The organism is Allobosea thiooxidans (assembly GCF_900168195.1).
Classification (GTDB): Bacteria; Pseudomonadota; Alphaproteobacteria; order Rhizobiales; family Beijerinckiaceae; genus Allobosea; species Allobosea thiooxidans.
The window spans coordinates 217,099-231,018 of sequence record NZ_FUYX01000007.1 but is presented as its reverse complement, the minus strand read 5'-3'; the positions used below and the strand labels follow the sequence as shown (position 1 = coordinate 231,018).

The 13,920-nt window shown below is 68.5% G+C and carries 13 protein-coding genes; 7 read left to right on the top strand and 6 right to left on the bottom strand.

The window, feature by feature from the left end:
- Complete coding sequence (locus tag B5Y19_RS14795; RefSeq protein ID WP_055731062.1) at positions 1-978, top strand: NAD(P)H-dependent flavin oxidoreductase; 978 nt, start codon at positions 1-3, stop codon at positions 976-978.
- Here the strand turns inward: B5Y19_RS14795 and murJ are convergent, their stop codons facing one another.
- Both murJ and B5Y19_RS14785 read right to left on the bottom strand, forming a co-directional pair.
- Entirely contained in the window at positions 979-2,505 is a 1,527-nt protein-coding gene (gene murJ, locus B5Y19_RS14790; protein WP_055731063.1) for a murein biosynthesis integral membrane protein MurJ, read from the bottom strand.
- A gap of 6 nt (positions 2,506-2,511) precedes the next feature.
- Positions 2,512-3,543 (bottom strand): glycosyltransferase family 2 protein, encoded by a 1,032-nt coding sequence (locus B5Y19_RS14785; protein WP_055731064.1) that lies wholly within the window; start codon positions 3,541-3,543, stop codon positions 2,512-2,514.
- Positions 3,544-3,666: 123 nt separating this feature from the next.
- On the opposite strand from B5Y19_RS14785, the gene B5Y19_RS14780 reads away from it, so the two are divergent.
- A complete protein-coding gene (locus tag B5Y19_RS14780) occupies positions 3,667-4,500 on the top strand; it encodes a ChbG/HpnK family deacetylase (RefSeq protein WP_079591655.1) in 834 nt (277 codons plus the stop codon).
- A gap of 159 nt (positions 4,501-4,659) precedes the next feature.
- A complete protein-coding gene (locus B5Y19_RS14775) occupies positions 4,660-6,297 on the top strand; it encodes a methyl-accepting chemotaxis protein (RefSeq protein ID WP_176168630.1) in 1,638 nt (545 codons plus the stop codon).
- Positions 6,298-6,353: 56 nt separating this feature from the next.
- On the opposite strand, the gene B5Y19_RS14770 is transcribed toward B5Y19_RS14775, so the two are convergent.
- A complete protein-coding gene (locus B5Y19_RS14770) occupies positions 6,354-6,956 on the bottom strand; it encodes a superoxide dismutase (protein WP_055730254.1) in 603 nt (200 codons plus the stop codon).
- A gap of 399 nt (positions 6,957-7,355) precedes the next feature.
- On the opposite strand from B5Y19_RS14770, the gene B5Y19_RS14765 reads away from it, so the two are divergent.
- Positions 7,356-8,747: a hypothetical protein gene (locus B5Y19_RS14765; RefSeq protein WP_055730253.1), complete on the top strand. Its 1,392-nt coding sequence runs from the start codon at positions 7,356-7,358 to the stop codon at positions 8,745-8,747.
- Here B5Y19_RS14765 and B5Y19_RS14760 read toward each other — a convergent pair whose 3' ends face one another.
- Positions 8,748-10,904: a S9 family peptidase gene (locus B5Y19_RS14760; protein ID WP_079591653.1), complete on the bottom strand. Its 2,157-nt coding sequence runs from the start codon at positions 10,902-10,904 to the stop codon at positions 8,748-8,750.
- A 330-nt stretch (positions 10,905-11,234) separates the two neighbouring features.
- Between B5Y19_RS14760 and B5Y19_RS14755 the strand changes: the two genes are divergently transcribed.
- The 3 genes from B5Y19_RS14755 to B5Y19_RS14745 all read left to right on the top strand — a co-directional run bounded on the left by B5Y19_RS14755 (position 11,235) and on the right by B5Y19_RS14745 (position 13,035).
- Positions 11,235-11,651: a Ros/MucR family transcriptional regulator gene (locus B5Y19_RS14755; RefSeq protein ID WP_055730252.1), complete on the top strand. Its 417-nt coding sequence runs from the start codon at positions 11,235-11,237 to the stop codon at positions 11,649-11,651.
- 227 nt (positions 11,652-11,878) lie between these two features.
- A complete protein-coding gene (locus B5Y19_RS14750; RefSeq protein WP_197282487.1) occupies positions 11,879-12,247 on the top strand; it encodes a helix-turn-helix domain-containing protein in 369 nt (122 codons plus the stop codon).
- Entirely contained in the window at positions 12,244-13,035 is a 792-nt protein-coding gene (locus B5Y19_RS14745) for a DUF6456 domain-containing protein (RefSeq protein WP_055730251.1), read from the top strand. The genes B5Y19_RS14750 and B5Y19_RS14745 overlap by 4 nt, the downstream gene beginning before the upstream one ends.
- Before the next feature lie 4 nt (positions 13,036-13,039).
- Here B5Y19_RS14745 and B5Y19_RS14740 read toward each other — a convergent pair whose 3' ends face one another.
- A complete protein-coding gene (locus B5Y19_RS14740) occupies positions 13,040-13,468 on the bottom strand; it encodes a SufE family protein (RefSeq protein ID WP_055730256.1) in 429 nt (142 codons plus the stop codon).
- A gap of 84 nt (positions 13,469-13,552) precedes the next feature.
- A complete protein-coding gene (locus tag B5Y19_RS14735) occupies positions 13,553-13,816 on the bottom strand; it encodes a hypothetical protein (protein ID WP_139384400.1) in 264 nt (87 codons plus the stop codon).
- Positions 13,817-13,920 lie beyond the last annotated feature (104 nt).

Here is a 13,920-nt window from a genome sequence, read left to right as displayed (position 1 = left end):
ATGGTGCGCCTCGCCACACGGCTGACCGAGCGTCTCGGCATCGCCCACCCGATCCTGTCGGCGCCGATGGCGCTGGCAGCCGGCGGGGCGCTGGCAGCCGCGGTGAGCCGTGCCGGCGGCCTCGGCCTGATCGGCGGAGGCTATGGCGACGGCGCCTGGATCGAGCAGCAATTCGCCGCCGCCGGCAACACGCAGGTCGGCTGCGGCTTCATCACCTGGGCGATGGCGAAGAAGCCTGAGCTGCTGACGCAAGCCCTTGCGCACAGGCCCGCCGCGCTGATGCTCTCCTTCGGCGACCCGCGGCCCTTCGCGGCCGAGATCGCCGCGGCCGGCGTGCCGCTGATCTGCCAGTGCCAGTCGCTCTCCCATATCCGGCAGGCGCTGGAGGCCGGCGCGGCGATCGTCATCGCGCAGGGTACGGAGGCCGGGGGCCACGGTGCCAGCCGCGCCACGCTGCCCTTCGTGCCGGAGGCGGCCGATCTTATCGCCCGCGAAAGCCCCGATACGCTTCTGCTCGCGGCAGGCGGCATCGCCGACGGGCGCGGCCTGGCCGCTGCGCTGATGCTCGGCGCCGACGGCGTGCTCGCCGGCACGCGCTTCTGGGCGAGCCGCGAGGCGATGGTGCATGAGCGCCACCGCGCCGTCGCCGTCGCTGCTACCGGCGACCAGACCGTGCGCTCCTCGCTGCCCGACATCGCCCGCCAGCTCCACTGGCCGAAGCCCTTCGACATCCGCACTGCGGACAACGCCTTCATCGCGCGGTGGATCGGCCGCGAGGATGCGATGAAAGCCGCCATCGACACGGAAGCAGCCGCCTATCGCGAGGCCTTCATGGCCGGCGATCCCGACAAGGCCGCGGTGATCTTCGGTGAGGCGGCCGGGCTGATCTCCGATATTCCGGCTGCCGGCGAGATCGTCGCGCGCATGGTTGCCGAGGCCGCGGCGCTGCTCGGTGGCGCAAAGCGCTTTCTCGCCTGACTAGCGCAGCAACCTGAGCAGCCCCGTCGCCTTCAATGCGCCGCCGGCGAGGGCGGCGTAGAGAACAGCCGCAGCACCTGACACCAGCAGCACCGCCAGCAGCAGCGGCTCGAAGGGCAGGGAAGCGGTGAGCCGGAGTACGAGCGGGGCCATCCACCACGCCAGCGCCCCGCAGATGGCAGCGGCGATGCAGACGATCGCGGCGAAGCCGGGGAGGCGCCGGTCCGGCTGCGTCCAGCCGCGCCGGCGCGCCAGCACGAACAGGGCCAGCAGGTTGATCCAGGCGCCGGCGGCGGTCGCCAGCGCCAGGCCTGGAGCACCCCAGCTACGCCAGAGCAGCAGCTTCAGCGCGAGGTTGCAGGCGATGGCGGCGAGCGCGACCAGCATCGGCGTGGTGGTGTCGCCACGCGACTGGAAGGCGGAGACCTGCGTGCGGATCAGCACGATCGCCGGCAGGCCGAGCGCATAGGCGAAGAGCACGGCGCCGGCCGCGGCACTGGCCTGCGCATCGAAGGCGCCGCGCTGGAACAACCCCGCGACCATCAGCTCCGGCAGGGCGACGAAGGCCGCGACGAAGGGCGCGCTGGCGACGAGCGAAATCGCGATGGCGCGGTTCTGCGCGCGATTGGCGGCCGCCTCGTCGCCGCGCGCGATGGCCCGGCTCATGGCGGAGAGCGCGACGGTGCCGACCGCGATGGCGATCAGCCCGAGCGGCAGCTGGTAGAGCCGCTCGGCATAGTAGAGCGCGGCATAGCCGCCGCGCGGCAGCAGCGAGGCGATGATCGTGTCGGCGAAGATCGCGATCTGCTGCCCGGCCGAACCGATCACCGCCGGCCCGAAGGTCTTGAGGAAGCGCCGGACGCCGGCATCCATATGTGGCCGTACGATCGTGCTGGAGACCTTGGCCCGCTTGGCGGCGACGTAGAGCAGGACCCATTGCGCCACGCCCGAGACCGCGACGCCCCAGGCCGCGGCATAAGCCGCGCTCGGGAACAGGAAGGGCACGGCCAGCGCCGCCATGATGAAGAGGTTGAACAGGATCGGCGCGGCCGCGAAGGCGGCGAAGCGCTCGACCGCATTCAACGTCGCGCCCAGGAACGTGACCATGGTCACGAACAGCAGATAGGGGAAGGTGATCCGCGTCAGCGCGACGGCGAGGTCGAAGACGGCGGGGTCGTTGACGAAGCCTGGCGCCAGCAGGGCCACCAGCCAGGGCATCAGCGGCAGCGCCAGCGCCAGCAGCGCGATCTGGACGAGGAGGAGGACGGTGAAGAGCCGGTCGGCGAAGAGATTGGCTGCTTCCTGGCCCTGCCGCTCGGCGACATGGGCATAGGTCGGCACATAGGCCTGGTTGAAGGCGCCCTCGCCGAAGATGGAGCGGAAATGGTTGGGCAGGCGCAGCGCCACCGAGAAGGCGTCCATCATCGCGCCGGCGCCGAGCACCGCCGCCAGCATGACGTCGCGCGCGAAGCCGGTGAGCCGCGAAAGGAGCGTGTAGCCGCCGACCGACAGGATGTTTCTGAGCATGTAGGCCTAGCGGATCAGCGGCGGCAGCGCGTCGCCGCGCGGATGGTCGACGGTGCGGGCATCGAAGCCGACGCGCTCGCCGATCAGATAGAGCGGTCGGCGCTTCACCTCGGCGAAGATGCGCCCGACATATTCCCCGATCATGCCGAGCGAGAGAAGCTGGATGCCGGAGAAGAACATGATCGAGACGATCAGCGACGGGAAGCCGGGCAGGTCGGTGCCGAACAGCAGCGTGCGCAGCAGGAAGTAGACGGCCGTCAGCGCGGCGATGACGGCGATGACGGCGCCCGACCAGGTCGCCACCTTGAGCGGCACCGTGGAGAAGGAGGAGAGCCCGTCGAAGGCGAAGGAGAACAGCTTGCGATACCTGAACTTCGATTGCCCGTGCTCGCGCTCCGCGACCTGGAAGGGCACGCCGATCGAGCGGAAGCCGACCCAGGCATAAAGCCCCTTCGAGAAGCGCGCCCGCTCGGGCAGCGCCCGCAGCGCATCGACGGCCTTGCGGTCGAGCAGGCGGAAATCGCCCGCGCCTTCCGGCAGCTCGGTTTCGCCGAAATAGGCGAAGATGCGGTAGAAGGCCTTGGCGAAGTTGCGCTTCAGCCGGGCCTCGTCCTCGCGGCCGGTGCGCTGGCCATAGACGTTGAAATAGCCCTCGCGCCATTTCGCGAGGAAGACGGGAATGACCTCGGGCGGATGCTGCAGATCGGCGTCCATGATGACGACGGCGTCCCCCATGGCATGGTCGAGCCCGGCGGCGATGGCGATTTCCTTGCCGAAATTGCGGCTGAAGGAGACGGCGCTGATCCGAGGATCGTCGGCGTTCAGCTCCCGGATCACGGAGAGCGTGTCGTCGCGGCTGCCATCGTCGACGAAGACGATCTCCCAGGAGGAGACCTCGGCGGCCAGCACGGCCTTCAGGCGCTCGACGAGCAGGCGCAGATTGTCGGCCTCGTTGTGCACGGGCACGACGATCGAGAGCTCCGGCCAGCGTGCAGCCCGGGGCGCACGCTGAGTTGGCTGGGGCGCTGAATCCGACACGGACGACCTTTCCGAGGCACCCTTCGGCAGGGTGACGCGCGACGCACAGAACCTTAAAGCTTGCCGGCCGACAAGCCTGCCGCGCTATAGCGCGATCCGGCTGAACAGGGGACAACAAACGGCATGGCGAAAGGCTTCATTCTCTGCGCCGATGATTTCGCGATGACCGACGGCGTCAGCCGCGCCATCCTTGATCTGCTTGGGCGCGGCAAGCTGACGGCGACGGGCGCCATGACCAACCGCCCGCACTGGCGCCGGCTGGCGCCGGAGCTGGCCGCTTTCGCCGGCAGGGCCGATCTCGGCCTGCATCTCAACCTGACCTGCGCCGCGCCGCTCTCGCCGATGCCGCGGCTCGCGCCCGCCGGCGCGCTGCCGGGCCTGAAGGAGGTCGCGCGCGCTGCCGTCGCATCCGCCACGGCGCGGGCCGAGATCGCCGCCGAGATCGTGCGCCAGCTCGATGCCTTCGAGGAAGCGCTTGGCCGCCCGCCCGACTTCGTCGACGGCCATCAGCATGTGCATGTGCTGCCGGGCGTGCGGCGGGCGCTGCTCGACATATTGGCGCGGCGCTACCCCGCCGGCGCGCTCTATGTGCGCGATCCGGCCGACAGCGCGGCGGCGATCCGTGCCCGCGGCGTCGCGGTCGGCAAGGCGCTGGTGATCGCCGGCCTCGCCGCCGGCTTCCGCCGCGCGGCGCTGCGCCGCGAGCTCCACGTCAATCGCGGTTTCTCCGGTGTCGCCCCCTTCGATCCGCAGCGGGATTTCGGCGCCGATCTGCTGCGCTTCCTGGTCGCGGCCGGCCCGCTCCACCTCGTCATGTGCCATCCCGGCTTCGCCGACGAGGAGTTGCGCGAGCTTGATCCCGTCGTCGCGACGCGGCCGGTCGAGCATGCGGCGCTTGCCGCCTTTGCGCCGCCACCGGACATGCCGCTGCGGCGTTTCCGGGATCTGCTGGGCTGAAACGCGCGGCAGACGCCGCGAAAGCGATTTATTTACCGGAATCGGCCAATCTTCCGCCCTGGGAGAGGGCGGCGCCGTGCTGTGCAGCGCCGCGCGCTGTTTTCGGGGATGATCGGCTCGATGAAGTGGTTCAGGCGCGTGTCCGAAGAAGGCCGGCCGATGCAGACGGGCGTGCGGGGCTCGCGTTCCCTGAGCCGGCAGATCGCGGCGGCCGCCGTCGCGATCGTGGCGATCGCCATCGTTCTCGTCGTCATGGCAATCGCCCGCTACAACGATGCCCGCACGCGCGGCGACCTCGACCAGAAGGCGATCGCGCTCACCCAGATGGTGGTCAATGCGGCCCCGTCGCTGATCCTCTCGCGAGACACCACCACACTCGGCTACATCCTCGCCTCGTTGCAGCGCGACCCGGATTTCGACGCCGGCATCGTCGCCGACGACATCGTGGCGCTCGCTTCCGCCGGGCGCAACGAGGAGGCGCGGCTTTCGCTGACGCCGCGTGTGTTGACGCAGCTCCTCGGTGAGGAGCCCTGGACGGCCTTGGCACAGCGCGACTCGATCGCGCTCGAGGACGGTGTCTTCATCACGAAGATCCAGGCCGTCCGCGTCGGCAAGCTGATCGGCTATGTCGCCATTCGCTTCGACAAGACCCGGCTCGTCGCGCGCGCGGCCTGGGAGCAGTTCGTCACCATCGGTCTCGGCCTGCTGATCCTGATCGTGCTCGGGCCGCTGCTCTGGATCTCGCTGTCGCGCACCATGCGGCCGCTGCGCAGCATGACGAAGGCGATCGTCAGCATTTCCGACGGCAAGCTGGACACCCCGATCGACGCGCTGGAGCGGCGCGACGAGATCGGCGCGATCGCGCGTGCGCTCGGTGTCCTGAAGGTCCGCCTCGCCGAGCGGGCGACGCTGGAAGCCAGGCAGAGCGCCTCCGAAGTCGAGCGGCGCACGCGCCAGCAGGGCGTCGACACCGCGATCACCTCCTTCCGCAACGAGGTCGGCCTCGCTCTGGAGGCGTTCAAGAGCAATGCCGAGCGGATGCGCGAGGCCTCCGACGGCCTCGCCCGGGTCGCGGCCGAATCCTCGGAGCGTGCGGCCCGCGCCGCCGACAACGCGCACGGCGCCTCGGGCAATGTCGAGAACGCGGCGCAGGCGGCGGAGGAGATGGGGGCCGCGATCCGCGAGGTCGAGTTCCAGGTGCGTCGTGTCCGCACCGAGATCGTCGAGGCGGCCTCGGCCTCGCGCGACACCGCCGGTTCGGTGCGTGAACTCGACGAGACGGCCCGCGCCATCGGCGAGGTCGTCAACCTGATCCGGGACATCGCGGCGCAGACCAATCTGCTGGCGCTGAACGCCACCATTGAAGCCGCGCGCGCCGGCGAGGCAGGTCGCGGCTTCGCCGTGGTGGCTTCGGAGGTCAAGTCGCTGGCGGCACAGACCGCCGACGCGACTGACCGTATCGTCGCCCAGGTCGCCGCGATCCAGGGGGCGACGGGGCAGGTCGTCGGCGCGATCCAGAACATCGCCGAGCGCATGAACGCGATCGAGACCTTTGCGAATTCGGTCGCCACTTCGATCGAGCAGCAGGCGATCGCCACCGGCGAGATCGCGAGCGGCGTGGCGATGGCGAGCTCCTCCTCGCTTTCGGTGTCGAGCGATCTCAGCGTGCTCGCCGACAGCGTCGAGGAGACGGGTCGCTCGGCCGAGCAGGTGCGCGGCGCCGCCGGTGAGGTCGCTGCCCAGGCCCAGCGCCTCGATTCGACCGTCGACCAGTTCCTGCGCAACGTCGCCGCCTGAGCGGCGCAAAAAAACGGGGCCGCGAGGCCCCGTCCGTTCGTTGCGCGGTGGCCGGTTCAGGCCTTGGCAGCGGCGTCGTAACGCTCCGCGACATATTCCCAGTTCACTAGGCTCTCGAGGAACGCCTTGAGGTAGTCGGGGCGGCGGTTGCGGTAGTCGATGTAGTAGGAGTGCTCCCAGACGTCGACGCCGAGGATCGGCGTGCCGCCATGGACGAGCGGGCTCTCGCCGTTCGGGGTCTTGCTGACGGCGAGCTTGCCGCCCTTGACCTCGAGCCAGGCCCAGCCCGAGCCGAACTGGCCGACGCCGGCCGCGACGAAGTCTTCCTTGAACTTGTCGACCGAGCCGAACGCGTCGACGATCGCCTTCTCGAGCGCGCCCGGAATCTTGCCGCCGCCATTCGGCTTCATCCACTTCCAGAAGTGGAGATGGTTGTAGTGCTGGCCGGCATTGTTGAAGACGGCCGGATTCTTGCCATAGGAGCCCTTGACGATCTCCTCGAGCGACTTGCCCTCGAATTCCGTCCCCTTGATCGCGTTGTTGCCGTTGGTGACGTAGGCGAGGTGATGCTTGTCGTGATGGTACTCGAGCGTCTCCTTCGACATGAAGGGCTGGAGAGCATCATGGGCATAGGGCAGATCAGGAAGAGTAAAAGACATGAGGCCTCTCCTTGGGCTATGAAAATCGCTTGAATGAGAATGGCTTGCCGTCGATGGACGGGGGCAGGGAAGCCCTGCCATTCCAGGCGATAGTTAAGCGCCCCGGCGCCCGTCCACAACCGCTCCGGCTGCGAATTGCGCATGTCGTCTCGACAGGCGGCCACAATCGCGCCAGATTCCTGCTTCTAGAGCCCGCTCCGGTCGGCTTGCGCCGCAAGCTGAGAGGTCACGCGGTCTCGATTGAAGTGAGAGACGGATTCACTGATCGGGGCGATTCAGCCCGATCGGATCCGGCTTTCGGCCGACCGGATTGGAAACTCTCCCTTATTCAATACGTTAGATAGTCGCAGGCCTTCGCTTTACTCCGGCGCCGGCTCGGCTCATGTCAAGGATGCGAAATTGATCGCGATTTTCACCGCTCTCGGCCTCGTTCTTTTCGGCGGCGGCATCTACGCCATCTATGACGGCTGGCCTTATCTCGTTCTTGAGCGCGGCTTCACCGAGGTCATCATCGGGGCGATCGCCAGCACTGCGGGGCTGATCCTGCTGTCGCTTGCCTGGGTTCTTCGCGAACTCAGGGCGGTGCGGCAGGCCCTGGAAACCGCACAACTGCCCCGTGAGGACGCCCCGGCCGTCGATTGGCCGCGACGCGCCCCCGTGCCGGCCCCCGTCGCGCGAAGCGAGGACATGCAGCCGCGCAGCCCGTCGCTCGCCCCGTCTCTGGGGTCGGCGGCGATCGGTGCCGCAGCCGGTGCTGCCGCTGCCAGCGCGGTGAGCGATGCGCTCGCCGCGTCCGAGACCGAAGAGGCACCGGCCGCGCCGCAGCCGTCTGCGACCCCGGAGCGGGACCTGTTCGGCAAGCTGGTCGCCGAGCGCTTCCGCGACGAGGAGTCTCACGCGGAGGCCGAACACAAGCCGGAGGTGGTGGCCGAGCCGTTGCCCGACATGTTCGAGCTGCCGTCGTTCGAGGAGGATGAGCCGAAGGACGCGCCGATCGCCATCGAGACGGAAAGCCATGAGCCGGACGAGATCGTCGCGGCCAAGGTCGTGCACGCCGGCGAGGCAGTGTCCATGCAGCACGAGCCGTCACCGGAGGAGATCGCGCCGACCACCGCCGAGCCCGAGGCTCCGGCCATCGCGGAGGCTGCTACGGAAGAGCGGGAAGCTCGTATCGCCGACGTCGATCTCGACGAGTTCAGTGCGCTGCGCGAGAGCCTGGCCGGCCATCTGGGCGAGCCTGCCGGGAGCTCGCGCATCGAGCCTTCGCTGGCGACGGAGACCGACCCCTTCGCCGAGGTGGAATCCTGGATGGATCGCGCCTCGCCGCGTCGCGAGCCCTGGTTCGAGGCGCCGGATGTGAGCGAAGCCGCGGCGCCGGAGCCGGTTTCCCCACCCTGGCCGCCACGCACGGAAGCGCCGGCTTTCGGGGACGAGGAGGAGCCGGTAGCGGAACCGGCTGCGTCCGAGAGGCCGGCAGAGGAGGCCGCTCCCGATACGGAGGAGGAAACCGCCGACGCGGCACCGGAGGCGGCCGAGGAAATCGCGGCAGAAGCCCAGCACGGCGCGCCGGAGGACGAGGCGCCTGCCGAGCCGCCGCCCGCGGCGTCGGCGGCCGAGCGCCCGGCTTCGGATGAGGGCGTCGTCGGCGCCTATCAGGTCGGCGATGCGCATTTCACCATCTACGCCGACGGCTCGATCCGGGCGCGCACGCCCGACGGCGAGTACAGCTTCGCCTCGATGGACGAGCTCAAGGTCTATCTCGCCAGCGAAAAGAGCCGCCTCGGCGCGTAATCAGACCTCGGCGCGGGCCTCCGGCCAGCCGGCGCCGACAGCCTGGAGCGCGAAGGCATAGGCCAGCGCCGTGTCCTTGAGCGAGTCGAAGCGCCCGGCAGCGCCGCCATGCCCCGCCTCCATATTGGTGTGCAGCATGACCGGCCCGCCGCCGGTCATCGTGGCGCGCAGCCGCGCCACCCATTTCGCCGGTTCCCAATAGGTCACGCGCGGATCAGTCAGCCCGCCCATCGCTAGGATCGGCGGATAGTCCTGTGCCGTGACGTTGTCATAGGGCGAGTAGCCGCGGATCGTCTCGAAGGCTTTCACGTCGCGGATCGGATCGCCCCATTCCGGCCATTCGGGCGGGGTCAGCGGCAGGGTGTCGTCGAGGATCGTGTTGAGCACGTCGACGAAGGGCACCTCGGCGACGATGCCGGCGAAGAGCTCCGGCGCCATGTTCGCGACCGCGCCCATCAGCATGCCGCCGGCGCTGCCGCCTTCGGCGACGATGCGGCCGCGCCGGGTGAAGCCGGCTTCGGCCAGCGCCTCGGCAGCCGCGATGAAGTCGGTGAAGCTGTTGCGCTTGTTCTCGCGCTTGCCGTCGAGATACCAGCGCCAGCCCTTGTCGGTGCCGCCGCGGACATGGGCGATCGCATAGACGAAGCCGCGGTCGACCAGGCTGAGCGGCCGCGTCCGGAACGAGGCCGACATCGCCGAGCCATAGGAGCCGTAGCCGTAGAGCAGGCAGGGCGCGCTGCCGTCGAGCGGGGTGTCGGCACGGTGCAGGATCGAGATCGGCACCCTTTCGCCGTCCTTCGCCGTCGCGAAGATGCGCCGCACCTTGTAGGCGGCCGGGTCATGCCCGGAGGGAACCTCCTGGCGCTTCAGCAGCCGGCGTTCGCCGGTGGAGAGATCGTAGTCATAGGTCTCGGCCGGCCGCGCCATCGAGGCATAGATGAAGCGCAGCACGTCGGTGTCGAACTCGTAGCCGGGGTCCATCCCGAGCCCATAGGCCTCTTCCTCGAAGGCGATGCTGCTTTCGTCGCCGCTGGTGAGGTCGCGGATCACAATCCGCGGCAGCCCGTCCTCGCGCTCCAGCCGGATCAGGCGCCCCCTCAGGCAGAGATGGCTGATGATCAGCCGTCCGGCCCGGTGCGGGACGAGATCGCGCCAGCCGGCCGGATCGGGGTCGGCGAGCGGCGCCGAGACGATCTTGAAGTCCTCCGCGCCCTCGGCATTGGTCAGGATCAGGAAGGTCTCGCCATGGTGGTCGAGGCCATATTGCCGCCCGACCTGACGCGGGGCGACGAGCCGGGGCGCGCCCTGCGGATCGTCGAGGTCGACGACCCGCGTCTCCGAGGTTTCGTGATCGCTGATCGTGATCAGCAGGAAGCGGCCGGATTGCGTCCGGTCGATATCGACGAACATGCCGGCATCGGCTTCGTCATGCATGAGCTCGTCCTGCGCAGGCGGCTGGCCGAGGCGGTGGCGCAGCACGCGCGAGGGTCGATGGTCGGCATCGAGCCCGACATAGAAGAACGAGGCGGAATCGCTCGCCCAGACGATGTCGCCCGTCGTGTCGCCGATCAGGTCGGGAAGGTCCTGCCCGCTCTCCAGGTCGCGGACCCGGATGCCGTGCAGCTCGGAGCCGGCTTCATCCGCGCTCCAGGCGAGGAGCCGGTGATCAGGGCTGTGCGCGGTGTCCCCGAGATCGAAGAAGTCCTTGCCTTCGGCCAGCGCATCGGCGTCGAGCATGACCTGCTCGCGGCCCTTGCCCGCGCGGGGGCGCCGGCAGATCAGGGGATGTTCGGCTCCCTTGCGGTAGCGCGAATAGTAGAGGAAGGGCCCGTCCGGCTGCGGCACGCTCGAATCGTCTTCCTTGATGCGGCCGCGCATCTCCTTGACGATGTCGTGCTGCAGGTTCCGCGTCGGCGCCATCAATGCCTTGCAATAGGCATTCTCGGCCTCGAGATGGCGGCGGATCTCGTCGGGAAGAAGATCGGGGTTCCGCAGCACCTCCTTCCAGTTCGGTGCGCGCAGCCAGTCATAGTCGTCGCGCAGCGTCACGCCATGCACGACGGTTTCCTTGGTCAGGATCGCGGCCTTCGGCGGCGCTGGCCGGCGGCTGCGGCGCGGGGTCCGGGTGGGGGCGGGACGGTCCTGATCCGGATGCATGCTGTTCCCTCGGGCGGTGGCGCTGACAGGTAGAGACGAGGGAAGCGACTGGCAAGGGCTCGCGGAAGTTGCGGATTTGTTTTCGTGACCCAATGAAGTCTGCTGCGTTTGGGCCAGCATTATTCAGCTTGCAGATACTCTTTTGTTACGAATTGTTCTCTTGCGAGGTGAACCAGTATCGAATAAACGCATATTCGATCAGTCCGCGTTGTACGATTCTGGATGCGGTAGTGCTTGACCCGCTATCGGCAGATCTGACTGGAAATCGGGCATGAAGAAACGGGTGATCAGCGAAAGCCGCTGCCAAGAACGATAAGGAGAAACATCGCCATGGCCGAGAACGAAGGGTCGGACTTCATTGAACTCACGGCGGATATCGTCTCCGCCTATGTTTCCAACAATTCGGTTCCGGCGTCCGAGCTTCCTGCCCTGATCAGTGAGGTTCACTCGGCTCTGAATCGTGTCATCGGCGGCGCTGCGCCGGTCGTTCAGGTCGAGGCGCCGAAGCCTGCGATCCCGGTCAAGAAGTCGATTACGGCCGATTACCTGATCTGCCTCGAGGACGGAAAGAAGTTCAAGTCGCTGAAGCGGCATCTGCGGACGCAATACAACATGTCGCCCGAGCAGTATCGCGAGAAGTGGGGCCTGCCGCCCGACTACCCGATGGTCGCGCCGAACTATGCCGAGGCCCGCTCGCAGCTGGCCAAGAAGATGGGTCTGGGCCAGCAGCGCCGCAAGCGCCGCTGAAGGCCGGAAACACCGCGCTCACACGAGCCGCCTGATAAAAAGGCCGCCGAAGCTTTTCGGCGGCCTTTTTTGTGTCCGTCATTCGGCCTGCGACTCGGCGCGCATCTGCCCCCGGGGACAAGTCCCGGTCCACCCTTGCCAAGATCGAGATAGGAATATATTCTCTAATCCCAGAGGGGGCGGGAGCGCCACTTGGTGGAGCCGATCCAGATCGGAGAGAATATATCATGAACAATCAGGTCATCCAGCGTCAAATGACGCAGCGTGCGGCGGTCGGGGCTCGCCTGGTGGAGACGGCGGTCGCAGCCGTCGCGCGGGTCCCGGTTCCTTTGCTGCGTGCGCGGACGCGTGGCGGCAAAGCCGCCGCGCTGGCGAGGCAGACCGCCATGTATCTCGCCCATGTGGGCTTCGGTTTCAGCCTGACGCGCGTCGGCATCTGTTTCGGGCGCGATCGCACCACCGTGCGCCACGCCTGTGAGCGGATCGAGGATCGGCGCGACGACCCCGCTCTCGAATTCGGCCTCGACGCGCTGCAGGCGGCGCTTCAGGCCGCCATGCTCCGGCTCGATGCCGGGCCGGGGAGGGCAGGCCGATGACCGTGGAACCGGATCGCAGGGAACATAAGCGGCTGCTGGCCCATCTCGGCGGCGCCGGCTGCTATGCCGTCGCATCGCCGTTGGGCTGCGGACGGATCGCGCTGTATCGCGAGGTGAACGGCACGAGCCTCGGCGCCGGCTATGTCGCGGCCGAGACTGCGGCGGCGCTGGTCGCCGAAGGGTGTGTCGCCTGGTCGGGCAAGGGTAGGACCGCCCGGCTTGCCCTGCTTGCCGGAGCGGTTGGCCAGGCGAGCGCGTCGGCAGGGGAGGCTGCGCGTCAGCGGCCGGCCACGGATGATCGTGAAAGCCCGCTGCTCTGGCTCTATCGCCGCTCCGGCAAGGACGGGCAGGCCCAGATCAGCGACGAGGAATTCGCCGCCGGAGAACGCTTCAGGGCCGACATCACCCTGGCGCAGATGCTGCCGCGCACGACGATGAACTGGGATGCGGCCCTGACGCCGGATGACCGCGGAGCCGGGCCGCGTGACGGCGCCGGGGCTTCCGATACGGCGATCGCCGCGCGCCGGCGCGTCCGCCTCGCCTGCGAACGGCTCGGACCGGAGCTGTCCGGCATCGTCATCGACGTCTGCGGCTTCCTCAAGGGGCTGGATCTCGTGGAGCGCGAGCGCCGCTGGCCGGCGCGTTCGGCCAAGGTCGTGCTGCGCCTCGCGCTGTCGGCTCTGGCGGCCCATTACGGCATGGACCGGCGCGCTGCCCGCCCGGGCCCGCGAAGCTGGCAGGCGCCCGATGCGCGGCCGGCTTTCCCCGCCGCCGGCGCGGGTGGCTGAGCCGTCAGGCCGCGGAGACAGCGCGGGCGTCGTTCTTGATCCGGTCGATCATGGCGCGGACCCCGTTCGAGCGCTGCGGAGTCAGATGGGCTGCGAGGCCGAGCTGCTCGTAGATCGCGAAGGCATCCGTGGTGAGGATGTCGGCGGCCGGCTTGCCCGAGAAGATGGCCAGCGCCAGCGCGACCAGCCCGCGGACGATATGGGCGTCGCTGTCGCCGCGGAAGTGCAGCCGTGTCCCGGCGCCCGGCCCGCCCTCGCTGCGCGACGTGAGCCAGACCTGGCTGGCGCAGCCGCGCACCTTGTTGGCGTCGTTATGGGCGTCTTCCGGCAAGGGTTCGAGCGTCTTGCCGAGCTCGATCAGATAGCGATAGCGGTCGTCCCATTCCTCGAGCAGTTCGAAATTGGCGACGATGTCGTCGAGACCTGTTGTCATGTCCTGCCTGGCCGGCGCTTGCCCCGGCTGCATCGGGATGGCGGCGCGACCTCTTCCCGCAACGGGCGGGGCTGCGTCAAGCGTTCATCGCGCCGGCTTGCCGATGGTCGCCGTCGTCGCGGCGTTCAGGATGCGCTCGCGCATCACGGGGTCGAGCCCTGCCAGAATCTGGGCCGCTTCACGTGCCGCCGTCAAGCTGCCGGCTGCGCTGCGCGTTTCGGCCTGGACGGTTTCGACGGCCTGCCGGATGCTCTGCGGCAGCGCTGCATCGGCAGGCTTGCCGCTATGGACCGGCGAATGCACCGCGATGAGGCCGATGATCGCAGCCTTGCGCAGGAAGTGAGCCATCTCGATCTCCATTGCCGGCACCCTTTGGCGCCGGGTGAGAGCACTCTAAAAGCCGATCTCGAAAAATCGCGTCATTTCGAACGCTCAAATACGAGTCGAATGCC

Bases quoted from the DNA above. Each gene is read 5' to 3' on its own strand.
- B5Y19_RS14770 (WP_055730254.1), bottom strand. From the start codon at position 6,956: ATGTCTTTTACTCTTCCTGATCTGCCCTATGCCCATGATGCTCTCCAG.
- B5Y19_RS14780 (WP_079591655.1), top strand. From the start codon at position 3,667: ATGGCGAAAGGCTTCATTCTCTGCGCCGATGATTTCGCGATGACCGAC.
- B5Y19_RS14735 (WP_139384400.1), bottom strand. From the start codon at position 13,816: ATGGCTCACTTCCTGCGCAAGGCTGCGATCATCGGCCTCATCGCGGTG.
- B5Y19_RS14760 (WP_079591653.1), bottom strand. From the start codon at position 10,904: ATGCATCCGGATCAGGACCGTCCCGCCCCCACCCGGACCCCGCGCCGC.
- B5Y19_RS14750 (WP_197282487.1), top strand. From the start codon at position 11,879: ATGAACAATCAGGTCATCCAGCGTCAAATGACGCAGCGTGCGGCGGTC.
- B5Y19_RS14745 (WP_055730251.1), top strand. From the start codon at position 12,244: ATGACCGTGGAACCGGATCGCAGGGAACATAAGCGGCTGCTGGCCCAT.
- B5Y19_RS14775 (WP_176168630.1), top strand. From the start codon at position 4,660: ATGCAGACGGGCGTGCGGGGCTCGCGTTCCCTGAGCCGGCAGATCGCG.
- murJ (WP_055731063.1), bottom strand. From the start codon at position 2,505: ATGCTCAGAAACATCCTGTCGGTCGGCGGCTACACGCTCCTTTCGCGG.
- B5Y19_RS14795 (WP_055731062.1), top strand. From the start codon at position 1: ATGGTGCGCCTCGCCACACGGCTGACCGAGCGTCTCGGCATCGCCCAC.
- B5Y19_RS14755 (WP_055730252.1), top strand. From the start codon at position 11,235: ATGGCCGAGAACGAAGGGTCGGACTTCATTGAACTCACGGCGGATATC.
- B5Y19_RS14740 (WP_055730256.1), bottom strand. From the start codon at position 13,468: ATGACAACAGGTCTCGACGACATCGTCGCCAATTTCGAACTGCTCGAG.